Here is a 15,848-nt window from a genome sequence, read left to right as displayed (position 1 = left end):
GAGGCCTGTACGGAGTATGGGAGTGAGCTGTGCTTTCCCATGAAACCTGAAGTCGTCTCCTCAGCTTGAGCGGATGCGGTGGAGGAGGGTGGTGGGGGTGAGGGGGAGTATTCGGGTGGGGGTGTCGCTCTCACGGAAGAGCAACTTGGTTTGAGCGTGGGCGAGTTCGATGCAGTTGGCCCCGTCGTTCCCGTTGGAGAAGCTGGATTTCTGCCACTGGACTACGGCGGCGAGGCTGCTGGGGGCGACGTGAAGTACTCGGGCGGGGTCGTCGCTCTCCCGGAAGAGCAAGGCGCCGTGGCTCTGGGCCAGTTCCACACACTCATTGCCCGCCGCGCCACCGGAGAACGAGGACTTCTGCCACTGGATCACGTCTACAGCTCCTTCGCCAGACGATGAAGGTAGTCCCGGGACCGGGCCGGTTCGAGGGACACCGCTTCCACCTTACGAAAGAGCGTTCGCGTGGCTGGCAGCTGAGCCGGTGCATCCACGAACGCCGTGGCGAGGGCGGGTATCCCGATGCCCCGCGTCCAGCGCCGGCATGCGACCGCCCATGAACAGCAACTCCACGCATGAGCTGAGCAACACCGGGTGCCAAGCGGAGCCGCGTTACCTATGCTGATGAGGGCTCAGACGGGTGGGGGGCGATGGCGGCACCGGGGGAGATGAGGCCGGAAACGGCTTCGGTCCGCAACGAGTTCGCGCTGGAGCGGTATCGGTACATCCTTCAGCAGATACACGCGGTCAACGAGAACGCCCACCGCTTCCTGGCCCTCTACCAGACGCTCGCCACGGCACTGGTCACCGCGGCTCTCGCTCTCTTCGTCGGCTACCGCAAGTGGAGCGTGCCGCCCGCCACTGCCCGAGGCGGAGTCATCGGGCTACTGACCCTCGTCACCATGGTCGCCGCGTTCACCAGCACGCTCATCGTGGTGGGTGCCCTGGCCTGGCTCGACTTCCGTAACGAAGAGTGTGACATCACCGACGAGATGGTCGGCCCCGGCTTCCGGAAACGACCGCGTCCCGGCAACTTCCTTCGTTGGTACGAGACTTACGTGCTGCTCTTCATCCTCGTCTCGGTGATCACCATGTGGATGCTCGCCGCGTTCCTCCTCCTGCCGGCAATGAGGTGATCGTCCCCGGTGTCAGAGCACGACTACACCAGTACACCCCTGTGGCAGGACACCCTCGCCCCGCGTCCGAGCGGCGACGGCCAGGCCGAACAGCGCGAACGACTGCGGACGTCGTACGTCGAACTGCGTAGGAAGGCTGCTGTACTCCTCAAGGAGAACGAGCGCAGCATGCCCGACTTCACGGTGCACGACATCAGCCATGTCGATGCGCTGTGGGAGACGGCTGATCTCGTTTGCGGACGGCAGGTGACGTTGAATCCTGCCGAGGCGTATGTGCTGGGCTGTGCCTTCGTGCTGCACGATGCGGCGATGGGGGCGGCAGCGTACCGGACAAGTGTGCGCGACGCGCTGGGTGAGAAGCGGTGGCGGGACTTGGTATCGGTGGAGTACTACCACCGGAAGGGATGCTGGCCGGACCAGAGGGCGCTGAACGCGCCGCCCACCGAGATCGCCGATGCCTGTCGGGCAACCGCGATCCGTGAGACGCACGCTGAGCAGGCACGACGTCTGGTGGACCAGCCCTGGCGGTCCAGCACTGGGAACGAGATCTTCCTCATCGAGGAAGTCCAGTTGCGCGAGGTCTACGGCCCGCTGATCGGCGATCTGGCGGCCAGCCACTGGTGGCCGGTAAGCCGACTGGCAGGCGAATTCGGGCACACCATAGGCTCGTTGCCCTGGCAGCCCAGCGAGTGGACCATCGACCCGCTCAAACTGGCCTGCGTGCTCCGGCTGGCCGACGCGACACAAATCGACAGCCGCCGTGCTCCAACCCTGCTGTTTTCCCTACGCAGTCCGAGGGGCACGGCGCGCGAGCACTGGCGGTTCCAGGAACACATCAGCCGCCCGCATCTGCATGGCGATCGGGTGCGGTACACCTCGCTGCGCCCATTCTCCTCGCGGAACGCGACCTCCTGGTGGCTGGCTCTGGGCTATCTGCGCGATATCGATGCCGAGTTGAAGTCGGTTGATTCCCTGCTTCACGACCTCGGCCGGGAACGGCTCGCCGCACGTGCGGTCGCCGGAGTCGACTCTCCCGAGCGCTTCGCAGAACTCTTCCGTGTGCAGGGCTGGCGCCCCATCGACGCGACTGTCAAGGTCACCGACGTCCCCGCCCTGGTCAAGAGCCTGGGAGGGGAGCAGTTGTACGGCGACGAGCCCGAGGTTGCGGTCCGAGAACTGATCCAGAACGCCCAGGATGCTGTCCAGGCCCGCTGCTCCCTCCAACCCGGCTTCACAGACGGGCGCATCGAGGTACGGCTGACCGAGACCGGCGAAAACTGGTGCCTGGAGATCTGCGACAACGGCATCGGCATGGACGAGGAGACCCTCATCCACGGTCTGCTCGACTTCGGTACGAGCGGCTGGAGTTCACCGAAGATCCGCAACGCGCTCCCCGGACTCGCCGACGGCGGCTTCCAGCCTGGCGGCCGGTTCGGTATCGGCTTCTTCTCAGTCTTCCTGCTCGGCGACCGGGTCGAACTGACCACCCGCCGCTACGATTCCTCCACCCAGGACGCCCGCCGCCTCGCCTTCGACGGCCCTACCGCTCGCCCCCTGCTCACTCCGCTACCCACCGCAGACTGGGTCCCGGAGGGCACGACCGTGCGCGTCACGCTCAAGCGCAGTCCCAACGACGTGAAGGGTCTGCTCTACAGGACCGAGGACGACCGGCTCAGCCAACTGGTCCGGCGGCTGGCGCTGGAGAACGCGGTACCCATCCACAGCTGGGAGCCCGGCGCCGCGGCCCCGGACATCCTTGCCCCGTTCTCTCTCGCCGCCGGATCACCGGAGGAGGTCTTCGATCGCCTTTATCCGCCCGATCCCGACAACCGGCGCGTCGGAGAGGAGAAACAACGTCTCCAGTTGCGGGACGAGTTCATCGGGCGGGCCACCGAGCTGCTGGACGACAACGGACGGCGAATCGGACTGGCTACGCTCTGGAAGGACATGTACTACTTGTCCCGGCGCAACTTCCAGGGTGTCGTCACGGTGAACGGCCTGCTCGCCGACGAGTCGATCTCCTTCTCGGGATACCTCGCCGGCCGACCCAGCCGAGCCTCCCGCGATCGTGCAGGCCTCATCGCGAACCAGGATCAGGTCCGGCTGTGGATGCGTCGACAGGAGGAGCAGCTGCGTGGCAATGGGCAGTTCGGGGACGCAGTGCAACTGGAGCTAGCTCACACTCTCAACAACGCGTTCGGCGAACTCACCAGCGACATCGCGTTCGCCCTCACAGCGGAGGGCGTCCTTCGCCCGGCCGACGTAGTTGACTGGGCCGCTGGCAAGAACGAGGTCTTCATGGCCACCGGTCTGCCCCTGGCCTTGCGAAGCAGACCTCCGGAGGTTTACCACTACCTGTCCGGCCAGACGGTACGGCTACCCGACGACTGGATCATGATAAGCGTCTGGGTCCTCAACCCACCGCTGAACGAGGTCTTCCCAGACGTCGCAAACCGTGACCCCGCCTACGAGTACGCACGCAACGACACTGTTCTGACCTGGCAGAAGGAGTGGTGGCGACTGTCCGGCGGCCTCTACGGCGTCTTCCTGCGCGCCCTTTGCCAGACATGGGCGTGCACAGTCGAGTCCCTGCTCGCTCCCGTCGAGCAACGCAACTGGTCCGATGCCCGCCACCTCAACAAGGAGACCCCAGCCTCCATTTCGGGCTACCTCCTTACTCGACCGCCCACCTGAAGACACTGGAGGAGTGCTACAAGGGCAGCGGGGTTCAGCGGAAGTATTCGACCTGAGTCCTCGCTCTCGCGGAGCAGCAACGAGGCGTCACCGCAGGCAAGTTCCACGCACGAGTTGCCGTCAGCGCCACCGGAGAACGACGACTTCTGCCACTCGGTCACGACTCACAACTCCTTCAGCAGGTGGTGAATGAACTCCGTGGACCGAACCGGGTCCAGGGAAGCCTCCTCCACCCTACGGAAGAGCATTCGCATCGAGGCAAGTTGGGCAGCGGCATCAACGAAGGCTGAGCCGTACGGCATGTCCCTGTGGACGGTGTCCAGCGCCGGGACAGAGCCACCCGCATAGATAAGTGCCGTGCTCGCCCCACCGAAGCCATCCACATCAAAAGGAATCAGGCGGACGGTGACATTGGCACGCTCCACCAAGCTCAGAATCTCTTCGAGCTGAGCCCGAGCCACACGACGGTCGGCGACACGGGTGCGCAGCACGGACTCATGCAGAACCGCCGTGTACGGGACCGCCCCTTCTCGTGTAAGCACCAGTCGGCGGGACCCACGATGCTCCACCCTTGGCTCAAGCTCGCTCTCCGGAAGATCCGGACGCCAGTAGGCGAACACAGCTCGGGCGTAGTCCTCGGTCTGGAGCACTCCGGGAACATGCGCGGTGGCGATCTCCTGGATGAATGTGGCGTGGTGCTCCAGTTCGGCCAGGTCCAGGAAAGGAGGTGGCAATACACCTCGATACTGTTCCCACCATCCTCGCGTGCGATCCATCGCCATCGCCGCGAGAGCTTCGATCAACTCCATGTCGGTGCAGGCATAGTGAGCAGCCAGCCTGCGCACGCGTTCGCCGGTGATACCTGCGTTGCCTGCCTCGAACTGACTCATCTGCGCCGGGGCCACGCTCAGCAGCCCCGCCGCCTCTCGGGACGACAAGCCCGCCGTCTCCCGTAGTTTCCGCAGCTCAGCACCGAGGCGCAGCTGGCGAGCGGTCGGCTGAATCCTCGCGGGCATGCGGCTCCAAGTCTCCAACTGTGCGGTCTTAGAACGGTGTTGAACTTCCCCGATCGGGTGTCAGATTACTCGGACGACTTGCGGGCGACAAATATTTAGCCCTACCGTCAGTGACGCGACGCACACCCTGCGGAACGCCGGGACCCCGGAAGCGCACCGCCCCGCCATGCCATGTCGGCCGCGAGAAGCCACCGCCCGCCACCCCGCACCACACGCCAACTCCCAACTCCCCCTCCCTGACCAGGAGTCACGCATGCCCGAACCCGAAGAACCAGCCGCCCAAGTCGCCCCAGCCACCCCGGCCACCCCCTGGGAATACACCCTCACCGTCCCCCAAGACCTCCGCGCCGTCACCGTCAGCCGCCGCACCCTCCGCCTGATCCTCACGATGCACGGACTGATCGGCCTGGTCGACACCGCCGAACTCCTCGCAGCGGAACTGGTGAGCAACGCCGTACGCCACACGAAAGGCCCGGTAATCCTGCGGGTCTCCTGGAAACCCGGCACCCTCCGCGTCGGCGCCTGGGACGCGAACCCCGAACCCCCTCAGCCCCCAAGGGAGTTGGCCAAGCTCCTGGACCTGGAGGAGGGCCGGGGTCTGGGCCTGGTCAAGGCCTGCGCCGACCTGTGGGGCTGGCAGCCGCTGTCGAGGAACGGCAGCAAGGGCAAGTACGTCTGGTGCGAACTGACCACGGCCGCCTGAACGTTCCTTCGCCCCTCGAAAGGGTGAACCCCTCCCGATCGGCCGGACATCTCCGTCCTTGATCCACCTAGGTTGCGCGCATGGTCACATCCGACGTACCGAAAATCCGGAGCACAAGCATGAAGAAGGCCTACCTTGAAGGCCACGCCGAGGGCAGAGTCGAGAATCGCGCCTCGCTGATCCTGCGTGTGCTGGAGAAGCACGGCATCGACGTCCCCCACGACATCCGTGAACGCATCACCTCCTGCACCGACCTCGACACCCTCACCCTCTGGTTCGACCGTTCCCTGACCGCCTCCACGGCCGAAGACCTGTTCGTCGAGACCCCTGAGACCCCGGAGACCCCGGAGGCTCCCCAGCCCCAGCCCGGCACCGATCAGGTCTGACAACTCATCACGCCCCGCAGGGACTCTCTCCCGCTCCTACGCTGCCGAGTCCGCCAACGCGGGCTCACTCCCCAGCGCCGCGCGCGCCGCAGCGACATACGCCAGCCCCTCCCGCGCCGTGCGGGTCACCTGCGCGTACTCCGTCACCGTGCGTGCCATGGTCAGCTGGGCCGCGGCGGCCCGGTGGCATTCGACGGCATTCGTCAGCGCCAGCGTCACCGTCTCGCCGGCGCCCGCCCAGACCCTCGCCTCGGGGACCGTCAGGCTCGCGCCGAGCCGCAGCACCGAGCCGCTCGCCTCGACCTCGGCGTCAAGATCCGACAGGTCGGACCGCTTCCGGTCCCCCTGTGAGCGCCGCAGCGCGAACACCGCGGACCCCGCCCCCGCGATCAACAGCAATGCCAGCACAACGAATCCCATCGTTTCCTCCAGACCTCACGTGGTTCACGGGACGAGCCGATCCGACCCCTGCGCCCATGACACTCCCCGCCACTGTGGGAGACCGTCGATCCATCTGTGTGCTCGCCATGAGCCCTCCATGAGCCCCGGCAATCCATCCGGAATCAGTCCGGACTCCACCCGGGAAACTATGTAGACTCAATCTACGTAGAATTCAGCTACCTACACTCGCCACACCCTCGGCTACCTCGTCGCGGAGTTCCCGGAGGCCCCATGCCCGCCCCTTTCATCGGCCGCCACACCGAGCTGGCACTCCTCCGCAAGCGCCTCGCCCGCGTCTCGGCGGACGCCACCGGCGTCGCCGTGGCCATCCGAGGGCGACGGCAAGTGGGGAAGTCGCGGCTCGTGCAGCAGTTCTGCGACGGCGCCGAGGTGCCGTACGTCTTCTTCACCGCCACCAAGGGCGCCTCCCCCATCGAAGGGATCGCCGGCTTCGTCACGGAACTGCGGGAGTCGTCCCTGCCCGCCGCCCCCGAACTGGTACCGGCCACCGCCCCCACGAACTGGCCGGACGCCTTCCGGACGCTCGCCGCCGTCCTGCCCGCCTCACCCAGCATCGTGGTCCTCGACGAACTGCCCTGGCTCGCCGAGCAGGACCCCGTGTTCGACGGAGCGCTGCAGACCGCGTGGGACCGCTTGCTGGCCGGACGCCCGGTGCTTCTGCTGCTGCTCGGCAGTGATCTGCACATGATGGAGCGGTTCACGGCATACGACCGTCCCTTCTACGGACGCGCCGACAGTCTCGTGCTCGGGCCGCTCGACCCCGCCGAGACCGGAGACGTGCTGGGGCTGGACGCCGCAGACGCCCTCGACGCCCATCTCGTTTCGGGCGGCCTGCCGGGCATCCTGCGCGCCTGGCCGCACGGCACACCGGCGCTCGACTTCGTCAAGGACGAGTGTGCCGACCCCGCCTCCCCCCTCTTCGGAGTCCCGGAGGCGGCGCTCCTGGCCGAGTTCCCGGCACCCGACCAGGCACGCCGGGTCCTGGAGGCCGTGGGGAGCGGAGACCGTACGCACGCGAACATCGCCGCGACCGCGGGCAGTCAGAGCGGCGCACTGCCCTCCGGAATACTGTCCCCGCTGCTCAGACGGCTCACTGTCGAGAAGCGTGTGCTCGCCGCGGACTCGCCGTTGTCCACCAGCCCCGGCAAGCCCGCCCTCTATCGCGTGGCCGACAGCAATCTGCGGCTCTACCTGGCCGCTACCCGATCCGCGCAGGAGCTGTCCCGGCGCGGACGCCCCGACACCGCCTACCGGACCGTGCTCCGGCGCTGGACGGCCTGGCGGGGACGGGCCGTCGAGCCCCTGATCCGTGAGGCGCTGGAGCTGGCCGCGGCCGCTTCCGAGGACTTCCCCTGGCCCGACACGGAGGTCGTCGGCGGCTGGTGGAACCGGCGGTTCGCGCCGGAGATCGACCTGATCGGCGCGGACCGCACCCCCGTGGCCGGGTCCCTGTACTTCGCGGGCTCGGTGAAGTGGCTCGCCTCGCCCTTCGACCAGCAGGACCTGAACGCCCTGCGGACCGGTGCCGCCGAGGTTCCCGGGTTCGGTCCCGGCGGCACCGGCCTCGCGGTCGTGTCCCTCTCCGGCGTCACCCGCGCGGTGTCGGACGACGCCGTCGATCTGGTGTGGGGGGCGAAGGACGTGGTCGCGGCCTGGCGGCCGTAGCTACGACGGCGTGTACGGCTGGAGCTACGACGGCGTGAGCTGCGACGGCGTGAGCTGCGACTCTGTGGCGATGGCGGGACCTACGACGCCGTGGCCGACGGCGAAGCGGAAGCCGACGGGGCCGGTCCGCCGCCCCCGCCCTCCCCGTCGTTCGTCTCGTCCGGCGCCACCGCCAGCGTCAGATGCCCGTGTACGCCCCGCCCGATGTGCCGCCGGTCGTACCTGAGGTAGAGCAGGCCGCCCTCGTGGCCGTTCTGGGGATAGATGCCGTCCTCGGTGAGCGTCGTGCGGGTCGCCGTGTTGGAGACGTACGGCTCCAGTACCGCCGTCGCCAGGACCGACTTCTCGTCGAAGAACAGCTGGCCCGTGTGGCAGGTGTGGCCGCCCTCGTAGCCCGCGTCGGTCCACTCGCCGTCGACGTGGACCTTGACGTGGATGTGGACGCAGCGGCCCTGGTACCAGCCCGGGAAGACCGTCTTGAAGGTGACCTGGCCGTGGCGGTCCGTGTGCCAGGTGCCGCGCAGGAAGCGGTCGGCGTCGGTCGGTTCCTGGTGGCCTCCGCCGCCACCGGGCGGGCCGCCCGTGGGGGTGCCGGTCGGGGTGCCGGTCGGGGTGCCCGACGGCGGCGGGCCCGTGGGGGCCGGGCCGCCACCGCCACCGCTGCTCGCCTCGTAGCCCGAATAGATGCCCGTCGCGTTGCAGTGCCAGATGTCGACGGCCGCGTTCCGCAGCGGTCTGCACGTGTCCGCGTCGATCACCTTGAGGTCGAGGGTGAGCGGGATGCCCTCCTGGTCCTCCGTCACATCACGGCGGATCTTGTCGGCGTCGATGTAGTACGGGCCCTCGGTCAGCTCGGAGGTGAGCGTGTAGCACGCCTCCCCCGAGGCCGTCGGCGCCCCCTTCGGCGCATGCGGACCGCCGCCCTCCTGCGCCGAGGCGTCCACCGACAGCGCTCCGGCGACACCCACCGCCGTCACCGCCACGCCCCCGGCCACCAGGACCGTACGGCGCGCCAACTGTCCCCTGTCCTCGGGGACTTCAGAATCCATGGGGGGTACTTGGGAATCCGTCATGGCCCCGGACGCTAGGTCCGCCCGGCGTGTCATGAATATGAGAATGCGCTGTGAATCCTGTGCACAGGCGAAAGGGCTCGAAACCGATGCCGGTTCCGAGCCCCAACGTTCCAAGTCCCGCCAGTCGCGTACTACTTCGGCTGCGGTTTCCGCACCGACAGGTGCAGTTCGCGCAGTCGCGTCTCGTCCAGCTCCGTCGGCGCGCCCATCATCAGGTCCTGGGCGTTGCCGTTGAGCGGGAAGGAGATCGTCTCGCGGATGTTCGGCTCCTCCGCGAGCAGCATGACGATGCGGTCGACGCCGGGGGCGATCCCGCCGTGCGGCGGGGCGCCGAAGCGGAACGCGCGCAGCATGCCGGCGAACTGCTCCTCGACGGTCTCACGGTCGTAGCCCGCGATCTCGAAGGCCTTGAGCATGATGTCGGGCTCGTGGTTCCGGATCGCGCCGGAGGACAGCTCGACGCCGTTGCAGACGATGTCGTACTGCCAGCCCAGGATGTCCAGCGGGTCCTGGGTCTCCAGGGCCTCCAGGCCGCCCTGGGGCATCGAGAACGGGTTGTGCGAGAAGTCGATCTTCCCGGTCTCCTCGTCCTTCTCGTACATCGGGAAGTCGACGATCCAGCAGAAGCGGAAGACGCCTTCCTCGAAGTGACCGGCTCGCTTGGCGGCCTCGACTCGGACCGCGCCCATGATCTTCGAGACCTCTTCGAACTCGCCCGCGCCGAAGAACACCGCGTGGCCGGCCGCCAGCGACAGGCGCTTGGTCAGCTCCGCGACGTTCCCCTCCGTGAGGAACTTCGCGATCGGGCCCGTCAGCGAGCCGTCCTCGGTCACGCGGACCCAGGCCAGGCCCTTCGCACCGAGGGTGACCGCGAAGTCGCCGAGCTGGTCGAAGAACTTGCGGGACTGCGCCGCTACGTCCGGCACCGCCAGCGCGCGCACGTGCTTGCCGGCGAAGGCCTTGAACTCCGAGCCCTCGAACACGTCGGTGATGTCGACGAGTTCGAGCTTGGCGCGCAGGTCCGGCTTGTCGGAGCCGTACTTCACCATCGACTCGCGGAACGGGATGCGCGGGAACGGGGAGGTGACCGGCTGGCCGCCGCCGAACTCCTCGAACAGCTCCGTCATGAGCTTCTCGATCGGCTGGAAGACGTCTTCCTGCTCCACGAAGCTCATCTCGACGTCGAGCTGGTAGAACTCGCCCGGCGAGCGGTCCGCACGCGCGTCCTCGTCACGGAAGCAGGGCGCGATCTGGAAGTAGCGGTCGAAGCCGGAGATCATCAGCAGCTGCTTGAACTGCTGCGGCGCCTGCGGGAGGGCGTAGAACTTGCCCGGGTTCAGCCGGGACGGGACCACGAAGTCACGGGCGCCCTCGGGGGAGGTCGCGGACAGGATCGGGGTGGCCATCTCGTTGAAGCCGAGGGCGACCATCTTCGAGCGGATCGAGGCGATCACGGAGGACCGCAGCATGATGTTGCGGTGCATGCGCTCGCGGCGCAGGTCCAGGAAGCGGTACTCCAGGCGCCGCTCCTCGTTGACCCCGTCCTCGGTGTTGATCGTGAAGGGGAGCGGGGCGGCGGCGCCCAGCAGCTCGACCTCGCCGACCTCGACCTCGACCTCGCCGGTCGGCAGATCCGGGTTCACGTTGTCCGTGCCGCGGGAGACGACCTTGCCGTCGACGCGGACCGTCGACTCCTTGGTGACCTTGTCGAGGGCCTCGTACGCGGGCGTGCCGGGGCGGGCGACGAGCTGCGTGATGCCGTAGTGGTCGCGCAGATCGATGAACAGGATGCCGCCCAGGTCTCGGCGATTGTGCAGCCAGCCGCTCAGCCGGACGTCGGTGCCGACGTCAGAGGCGCGGAGCTCGCCGCAGGTGTGGGACCTGTACCGATGCATCGTCGTTCATCCAGCCTTCGCGGATCGGGGAGTGTTTCACGTGAAACGTCCGGGGCCGGAGCCCGGACCTCCCAAGGGTACCGGCCACCCATAGATCGCCTCCCCACCATTAACCCGGGACTCCATGGGTGGCACTTATCGATCTCCTCTTCTTAGAGTGGGGCAATGCGCACTGGTGAGCCCCTGCCCGCCGTGGGGGAGGTACTCGCCGCCCTCGCGACCGGTCTGTGGCATTGGGACACCGCTACGGAGCTGGTCACGGTGGACGCCGAGGCCGCACGGCTGCTCGGGCTGCCCGCCGAGCCGACCACCCTCACGGAGGCCCAGGCCCGGGCCCGACTCCACCCCGTCGACTGGAACGAGATCGCCGGGGTCGTCGGCCTGGCCGTCGCCGAGGGCACCCTCGCCGAGGTACGGATCCGGATCATGGACGAGCGGGGCCGGGTGATCCGTGTCGTTCGCAGCCGCTCCAAACCGTCGTACGACGCCCAGAAGCGGTCGTTCGAGCTGATCGGCACCCTTCAGGAGGTCACCGAGCCCACGCCGGGCACACCCGCCGGGCGGACGGCGGTCACCGGTGACTGGCGGCGCTCGCGGGAGGCGTTCCTGCTGGACGCGGGCCGGGCGCTGGCGGAGGCGCGGTCCACGGCGGAGGTGCTGCGGGTCGCGGCGGGCCTGTCGATGCCGGGCTTCTCACCGGACGGCCTCGCCGTGTTCGGCGTATCGGGCGACCGGCTCACGATCATCGGCCATCACGGCCACCAGCCGGGCGACGAGGACCCGTTCTCGCACATGTCGCTGGTGACGGACTACCCGGCCGCCGAGGTCGTACGAACGGGCCGTGCCGTCTATCTGTCCACCCCGGAGCAGTACAAGGCCCGCTACCCGGTCACCTGGCCGCTCGCCCAGCGCTTCCACCGGCAGTCCTGGGCGTTCCTGCCGCTGACCGTCGCCGGACGCACCATGGGCGCCTGGATGGCCGGCTTCACCTACCCGGTCGCCTTCACACCGGACGAGCGGTCCGTCCTCACCACGGTCGCCCGGATGCTCGCGCAGGCCCTGTCCCGGGCCGGTGTCGCCGAGTCCGAGCGGGAACTGACCGACGGACTCCAGCGCTCGATGCTGCCCACGCTGGGCCCGGAGATCCCGGGCATGAGCGTCGCCGCCCGCTACATACCGACCGGCGGCGGGCTCCAGGTCGGCGGCGACTGGTACGACATGATCCCGCTGCCTGGGGGCACCCCCTCTGGGGGAGGCCGCATCGCGCTCGTCATCGGTGACGTGCAGGGCCACGACGTGCGCGCCGCCGGACTGATGGGCCAGCTCCGGATCGCCCTGCGCGCCTACGCCTCCGAAGGTCATCGCCCCGACGCGGTGCTCTCGCGGGCCTCCCGTTTCCTGCACGGCATCACCAACGGCGGCGCGGAGATGACCGACCCGCGCTTCGCGACCTGCCTGTACGTCGAGGCCGACCCGGCGACCGGTGTCCTGGAGATCGCCCGCGCCGGCCACCCCGATCCCGCGATACGCATGGCGGACGGGACGGTGCTGACGCGGCCCACGGCGGGCGGACTGCCGCTCGGCATCGACCCGGACGCCGACTATCCGACGACCACGCTCGCCCTGGAGCCCGGCGAGACCATGCTGATCTGCACCGACGGGCTGATCGAGACCGGCGGCCACGACCTGGAGACGGGCTGGCTGCGCATCCGGACCATCCTGGAGGAGCACAAGGGCGACCTGGAGGAACTGGCCGACGCGCTCGTCCAGGCCGTCCACGGGCCCTCCTCGCACCACACCACCGGCCCACTCGCGGACCGCCGCGAGGACGACATCGCCGTACTCCTGCTGTCCCGGGAGGGCGAGAGCTGCGGCTGCGGCGATACGACGACCATGGCACCGAGGATCCGCCGTACGGTGCTCACCGTCGCGCAGGCCGAGCCCGAGCGGATCGCGGTGGCCCGGCAGCAGCTGCGCGAACTCCTCCACGACTGGACCGGCGCCGACCAGGTCGACTCCGCGGTCCTGCTCGTCTCCGAGATGCTCACCAACGTCCTCGTGCACACCGACGCCGACGCCCTGCTGACCGCCGAGGTGTCCGGCGAACCCGGCAAGCGGCGGATGCGGGTCGAGGTCACGGACGCCGGCGACGACCTCCCGCACAAGCGGCACCCCGGCGAACTGGCGTCCTCCGGGCGGGGGTTGCTCCTGATCGAACTGCTCGCGGAGACCTGGGGCGTGGACCCGAGGGGCGAGGGCAAGAGCATCTGGTTCGAGCTCTACGAGTCCGACGGCGCCGGGGACGGTGTGGGTGATGCCCCGGAGTTCGGCTCCTGGGACGCGTAACGCTCCCGCAGTTCGTGCACGACACCGAAGACGGCGGCGGTCAGCGGCACCGCGAGGAGCATGCCGAGGATTCCGGCCACCGAGGCTCCCGCGGTGATCGCGATCATCACGACCGCCGGGTGCATCTGCACGGTCCGGCTCTGGATCATCGGCTGGAGGACGTGGCCTTCCAGCACCTGCACGGCGAGTACGACCCCAAGAGCCCACAGGGCGACGACGACACCCCGGTCGGCGAGCGCGACCAGCACCGCGACGGCGCCGGAGAGGAAGGCGCCGAGGTAGGGGATGTAGGCCCCGACGAACACGAGCGCGGCCAGGCCGAACGCCCCCGGTACGTCCAGCACGAGCAGGCCGACACCGATGCAGAGGGCGTCGATGAGGGCGATGACGGTCGTCCCGCGCATGAAGCCCTCGACGCCCTCGAAGGCACGGCGGGCCATGGCCTCGACGAGGTCGGCGGTGCCGTGCGGGGCGAGCGAGCGCAGCAGTCCCGTGGCCAGGTGGGAGTCGCGCAGGAAGAAGAAGACGAGCAGCAGGGCCAGGACGGCCATGGCGATGGTCTCGCCGACGACGCTGACCCCGCTGATGACGTTCGAGGCGGCCGTCCCGCCGAACTTGGAGAGCAGTTCCCTGGCGTTGGAGGCGAGGTCGTCCAGCGAGGTCCCGGCGGCTCCGAAATGCCCGGAGACGGAGTTCGCCGCGTCCTTGAGGGAGGCCACGATCTGGTCCCCGGTGTCGATCAGCGCGGCCACGACGATGTACACGGCCCCGCCGACCACGGCGACGACCGCGACACAGGTGATCCCGGCGGCCATGGACCGGTTGACCTTGGCCTTCACCAGCCGCCGGTACAGCGGCCCGAGCAGCGCGGTGCCGAGCAGCGCCAGCAGCACGGGCGTCACGGCGGTCCGCAGCTCGGCGCAGAGCCGGATACCGACGTAGCCGACCCCTGAGACGAGCAGAAGGACGGCGCACCAGGCGGCGAGCCGTCGTACGGGATCGGGGAGGAGCTGCACGGTCCCAGCCGAACACGCATCGGGTGGGCCGTCCCGCCGGGACGACCCACCCGGGTGACGGCGGGTCAGGCCTGCGGCTGGCAGGCGGCCCCTCCCCCGGACTTCCTCACATCCCTACGGCAGATACTGCCGCGCACGTCGGCGTAGAGGCGGGCTCCCGCGATCTTCGGATGGAACGACGTCCTGGCGGGCTTGGGTGATTCGGCGTCCGCCTGGGATCGTCCGTTTTCCACGATGCCGTTCACATGCTTGAGATCGTAGCTGTGTCGATCGTCGATGGATCAACCGCATATTGACTCAGCGCATTTTCGGACGGCCGGGTCCCCGTTCCGTGAATGTGACACTCCCGGTGGGAAGTGTCACATTCGCGGCGACAGCGTCCAGGCGAGGACGGGGCCTTCTGTATGTCCGCTCTTCCGAATATCCGCTCTTCCGAGCCTTACAGCCCGCCCTCGGACATCCCGTGCACGGCCGGGATGGTCCCAAGGCGGCCCTTCTGGAAGTCCTCGAAGGCCTGCTGGAGTTCCTCGCGGGTGTTCATGACGAACGGGCCGTAGTGCGCCATCGGCTCGCGGATCGGCCGGCCGCCGAGGATGACGACCTCCAGGTCCGGAGTGTTCCCGTCCTGCTGCTCGTCCGCGCGGACACTCAGCGAGGAGCCGGCGCCGAAGACGGCCGTCTGCCCCAGGTGGATCGGGCGGCGGTCGGCGCCGACGGAGCCCTTGCCCGCCATGACGTAGACAAGGCCGTTGAAGTCCTCGCGCCACGGCAGGTTCAGTTCCGCACCCGGTGCCACCGTCGCGTGCACCATCGTGATCGGCGTGTGCGTGACGCCGGGGCCCTGGTGGCCGTCCAGCTCACCCGCGATCACGCGCAGCAGCGCGCCGCCGTCCGGAGTCGTCAGCAACTGCACCTGACCACCGCGGATGTCCTGGTAGCGCGGGGGCATCATCTTGTCCTTGGCCGGGAGGTTCACCCACAGCTGGAGGCCGTGGAAGAGACCGCCGGACATGACGAGCTGCTCCGGCGGCGCCTCGATGTGCAGCAGGCCCGCGCCCGCCGTCATCCACTGGGTGTCGCCGTTGGTGATGGTGCCGCCACCGCCGTTGGAGTCCTGGTGGTCGAAGATCCCGTCGATGATGTACGTGACGGTCTCGAAGCCGCGGTGCGGGTGCCAGGGGGTGCCCTTGGGCTCGCCCGGCGCGTACTCCACCTCGCCCATCTGGTCCATCATGATGAACGGGTCGAGGTGGCGGTAGTTGATCCCGGCGAACGCGCGGCGCACCGGGAAGCCCTCACCCTCGAAACCGCTCGGCGCGGTCGTGACGGCGAGCACGGGACGTGCCACGGCGTCGGCCGGCGCGGCCACGCGGGGCAGGGTCAGCGGGTTCTCTACGGTCACTGCAGGCATGTCGGGACCTCCTTGTGCGTCGAGTTTAGTTGAGCATTGAACTTTCTG

At 68.5% G+C, this 15,848-nt stretch carries 14 protein-coding genes; 6 read left to right on the top strand and 8 right to left on the bottom strand.

Going from position 1 to position 15,848, the window contains the following annotated elements; genetic code table 11:
* Positions 1-60 precede the first annotated feature (60 nt).
* Positions 61-372: a DUF397 domain-containing protein gene (locus ACIQBL_RS22165; protein ID WP_401944303.1), complete on the bottom strand. Its 312-nt coding sequence runs from the start codon at positions 370-372 to the stop codon at positions 61-63.
* Between the two features lie 275 nt (positions 373-647).
* Between ACIQBL_RS22165 and ACIQBL_RS22160 the strand changes: the two genes are divergently transcribed.
* Together ACIQBL_RS22160 and ACIQBL_RS22155 are read left to right on the top strand one after the other, a co-directional pair.
* Positions 648-1,133: a hypothetical protein gene (locus ACIQBL_RS22160; RefSeq protein ID WP_401944302.1), complete on the top strand. Its 486-nt coding sequence runs from the start codon at positions 648-650 to the stop codon at positions 1,131-1,133.
* 9 nt (positions 1,134-1,142) lie between these two features.
* Complete coding sequence (locus ACIQBL_RS22155) at positions 1,143-3,827, top strand: ATP-binding protein (RefSeq protein ID WP_401944301.1); 2,685 nt, start codon at positions 1,143-1,145, stop codon at positions 3,825-3,827.
* Here the strand turns inward: ACIQBL_RS22155 and ACIQBL_RS22150 are convergent.
* Both ACIQBL_RS22150 and ACIQBL_RS22145 read right to left on the bottom strand, forming a co-directional pair.
* Complete coding sequence (locus ACIQBL_RS22150; protein ID WP_401944299.1) at positions 3,800-3,988, bottom strand: DUF397 domain-containing protein; 189 nt, start codon at positions 3,986-3,988, stop codon at positions 3,800-3,802. The two genes, ACIQBL_RS22155 and ACIQBL_RS22150, sit on opposite strands and share 28 nt — an antisense overlap.
* Before the next feature lie 3 nt (positions 3,989-3,991).
* Positions 3,992-4,843, bottom strand: coding sequence for a helix-turn-helix domain-containing protein (locus tag ACIQBL_RS22145; protein WP_401944298.1), 852 nt, complete (start codon positions 4,841-4,843; stop codon positions 3,992-3,994).
* A gap of 253 nt (positions 4,844-5,096) precedes the next feature.
* Between ACIQBL_RS22145 and ACIQBL_RS22140 the strand changes: the two genes are divergently transcribed.
* The gene (locus ACIQBL_RS22140; protein ID WP_401944297.1) at positions 5,097-5,546 is read left to right on the top strand and encodes an ATP-binding protein; all 450 of its coding nucleotides are present in this window, start codon (positions 5,097-5,099) and stop codon (positions 5,544-5,546) included.
* A gap of 119 nt (positions 5,547-5,665) precedes the next feature.
* Positions 5,666-5,932, top strand: coding sequence for a hypothetical protein (locus tag ACIQBL_RS22135; protein ID WP_401944295.1), 267 nt, complete (start codon positions 5,666-5,668; stop codon positions 5,930-5,932).
* A gap of 36 nt (positions 5,933-5,968) precedes the next feature.
* Here the strand turns inward: ACIQBL_RS22135 and ACIQBL_RS22130 are convergent, their stop codons facing one another.
* Positions 5,969-6,352 (bottom strand): hypothetical protein, encoded by a 384-nt coding sequence (locus ACIQBL_RS22130; protein ID WP_401944293.1) that lies wholly within the window; start codon positions 6,350-6,352, stop codon positions 5,969-5,971.
* Positions 6,353-6,604: 252 nt separating this feature from the next.
* On the opposite strand from ACIQBL_RS22130, the gene ACIQBL_RS22125 reads away from it, so the two are divergent.
* Positions 6,605-8,059, top strand: coding sequence for an ATP-binding protein (locus tag ACIQBL_RS22125; RefSeq protein ID WP_401944292.1), 1,455 nt, complete (start codon positions 6,605-6,607; stop codon positions 8,057-8,059).
* 80 nt (positions 8,060-8,139) lie between these two features.
* Here the strand turns inward: ACIQBL_RS22125 and ACIQBL_RS22120 are convergent, their stop codons facing one another.
* Both ACIQBL_RS22120 and aspS read right to left on the bottom strand, forming a co-directional pair.
* On the bottom strand, positions 8,140-9,108 hold the full coding sequence (locus tag ACIQBL_RS22120; protein ID WP_401944290.1) for an intradiol ring-cleavage dioxygenase: 969 nt from the start codon (positions 9,106-9,108) through the stop codon (positions 8,140-8,142).
* A 155-nt stretch (positions 9,109-9,263) separates the two neighbouring features.
* Positions 9,264-11,027, bottom strand: coding sequence for an aspartate--tRNA ligase (gene aspS, locus ACIQBL_RS22115; protein ID WP_401944288.1), 1,764 nt, complete (start codon positions 11,025-11,027; stop codon positions 9,264-9,266).
* Positions 11,028-11,192: 165 nt separating this feature from the next.
* Between aspS and ACIQBL_RS22110 the strand changes: the two genes are divergently transcribed.
* Entirely contained in the window at positions 11,193-13,373 is a 2,181-nt protein-coding gene (locus ACIQBL_RS22110; RefSeq protein ID WP_401944286.1) for a SpoIIE family protein phosphatase, read from the top strand.
* Here ACIQBL_RS22110 and ACIQBL_RS22105 read toward each other — a convergent pair.
* Positions 13,307-14,389 (bottom strand): AI-2E family transporter, encoded by a 1,083-nt coding sequence (locus tag ACIQBL_RS22105; RefSeq protein ID WP_401944284.1) that lies wholly within the window; start codon positions 14,387-14,389, stop codon positions 13,307-13,309. The two genes, ACIQBL_RS22110 and ACIQBL_RS22105, sit on opposite strands and share 67 nt — an antisense overlap.
* 439 nt (positions 14,390-14,828) lie before the next feature.
* A complete protein-coding gene (locus ACIQBL_RS22100) occupies positions 14,829-15,800 on the bottom strand; it encodes a pirin family protein (protein ID WP_401944282.1) in 972 nt (323 codons plus the stop codon).
* Positions 15,801-15,848 lie beyond the last annotated feature (48 nt).

This window comes from Streptomyces sp. NPDC088350, assembly GCF_044753545.1.
In the GTDB taxonomy this organism is placed as follows: Bacteria; Actinomycetota; Actinomycetes; order Streptomycetales; family Streptomycetaceae; genus Streptomyces.
This window is presented reverse-complemented; position numbering and strand designations above follow the sequence as displayed.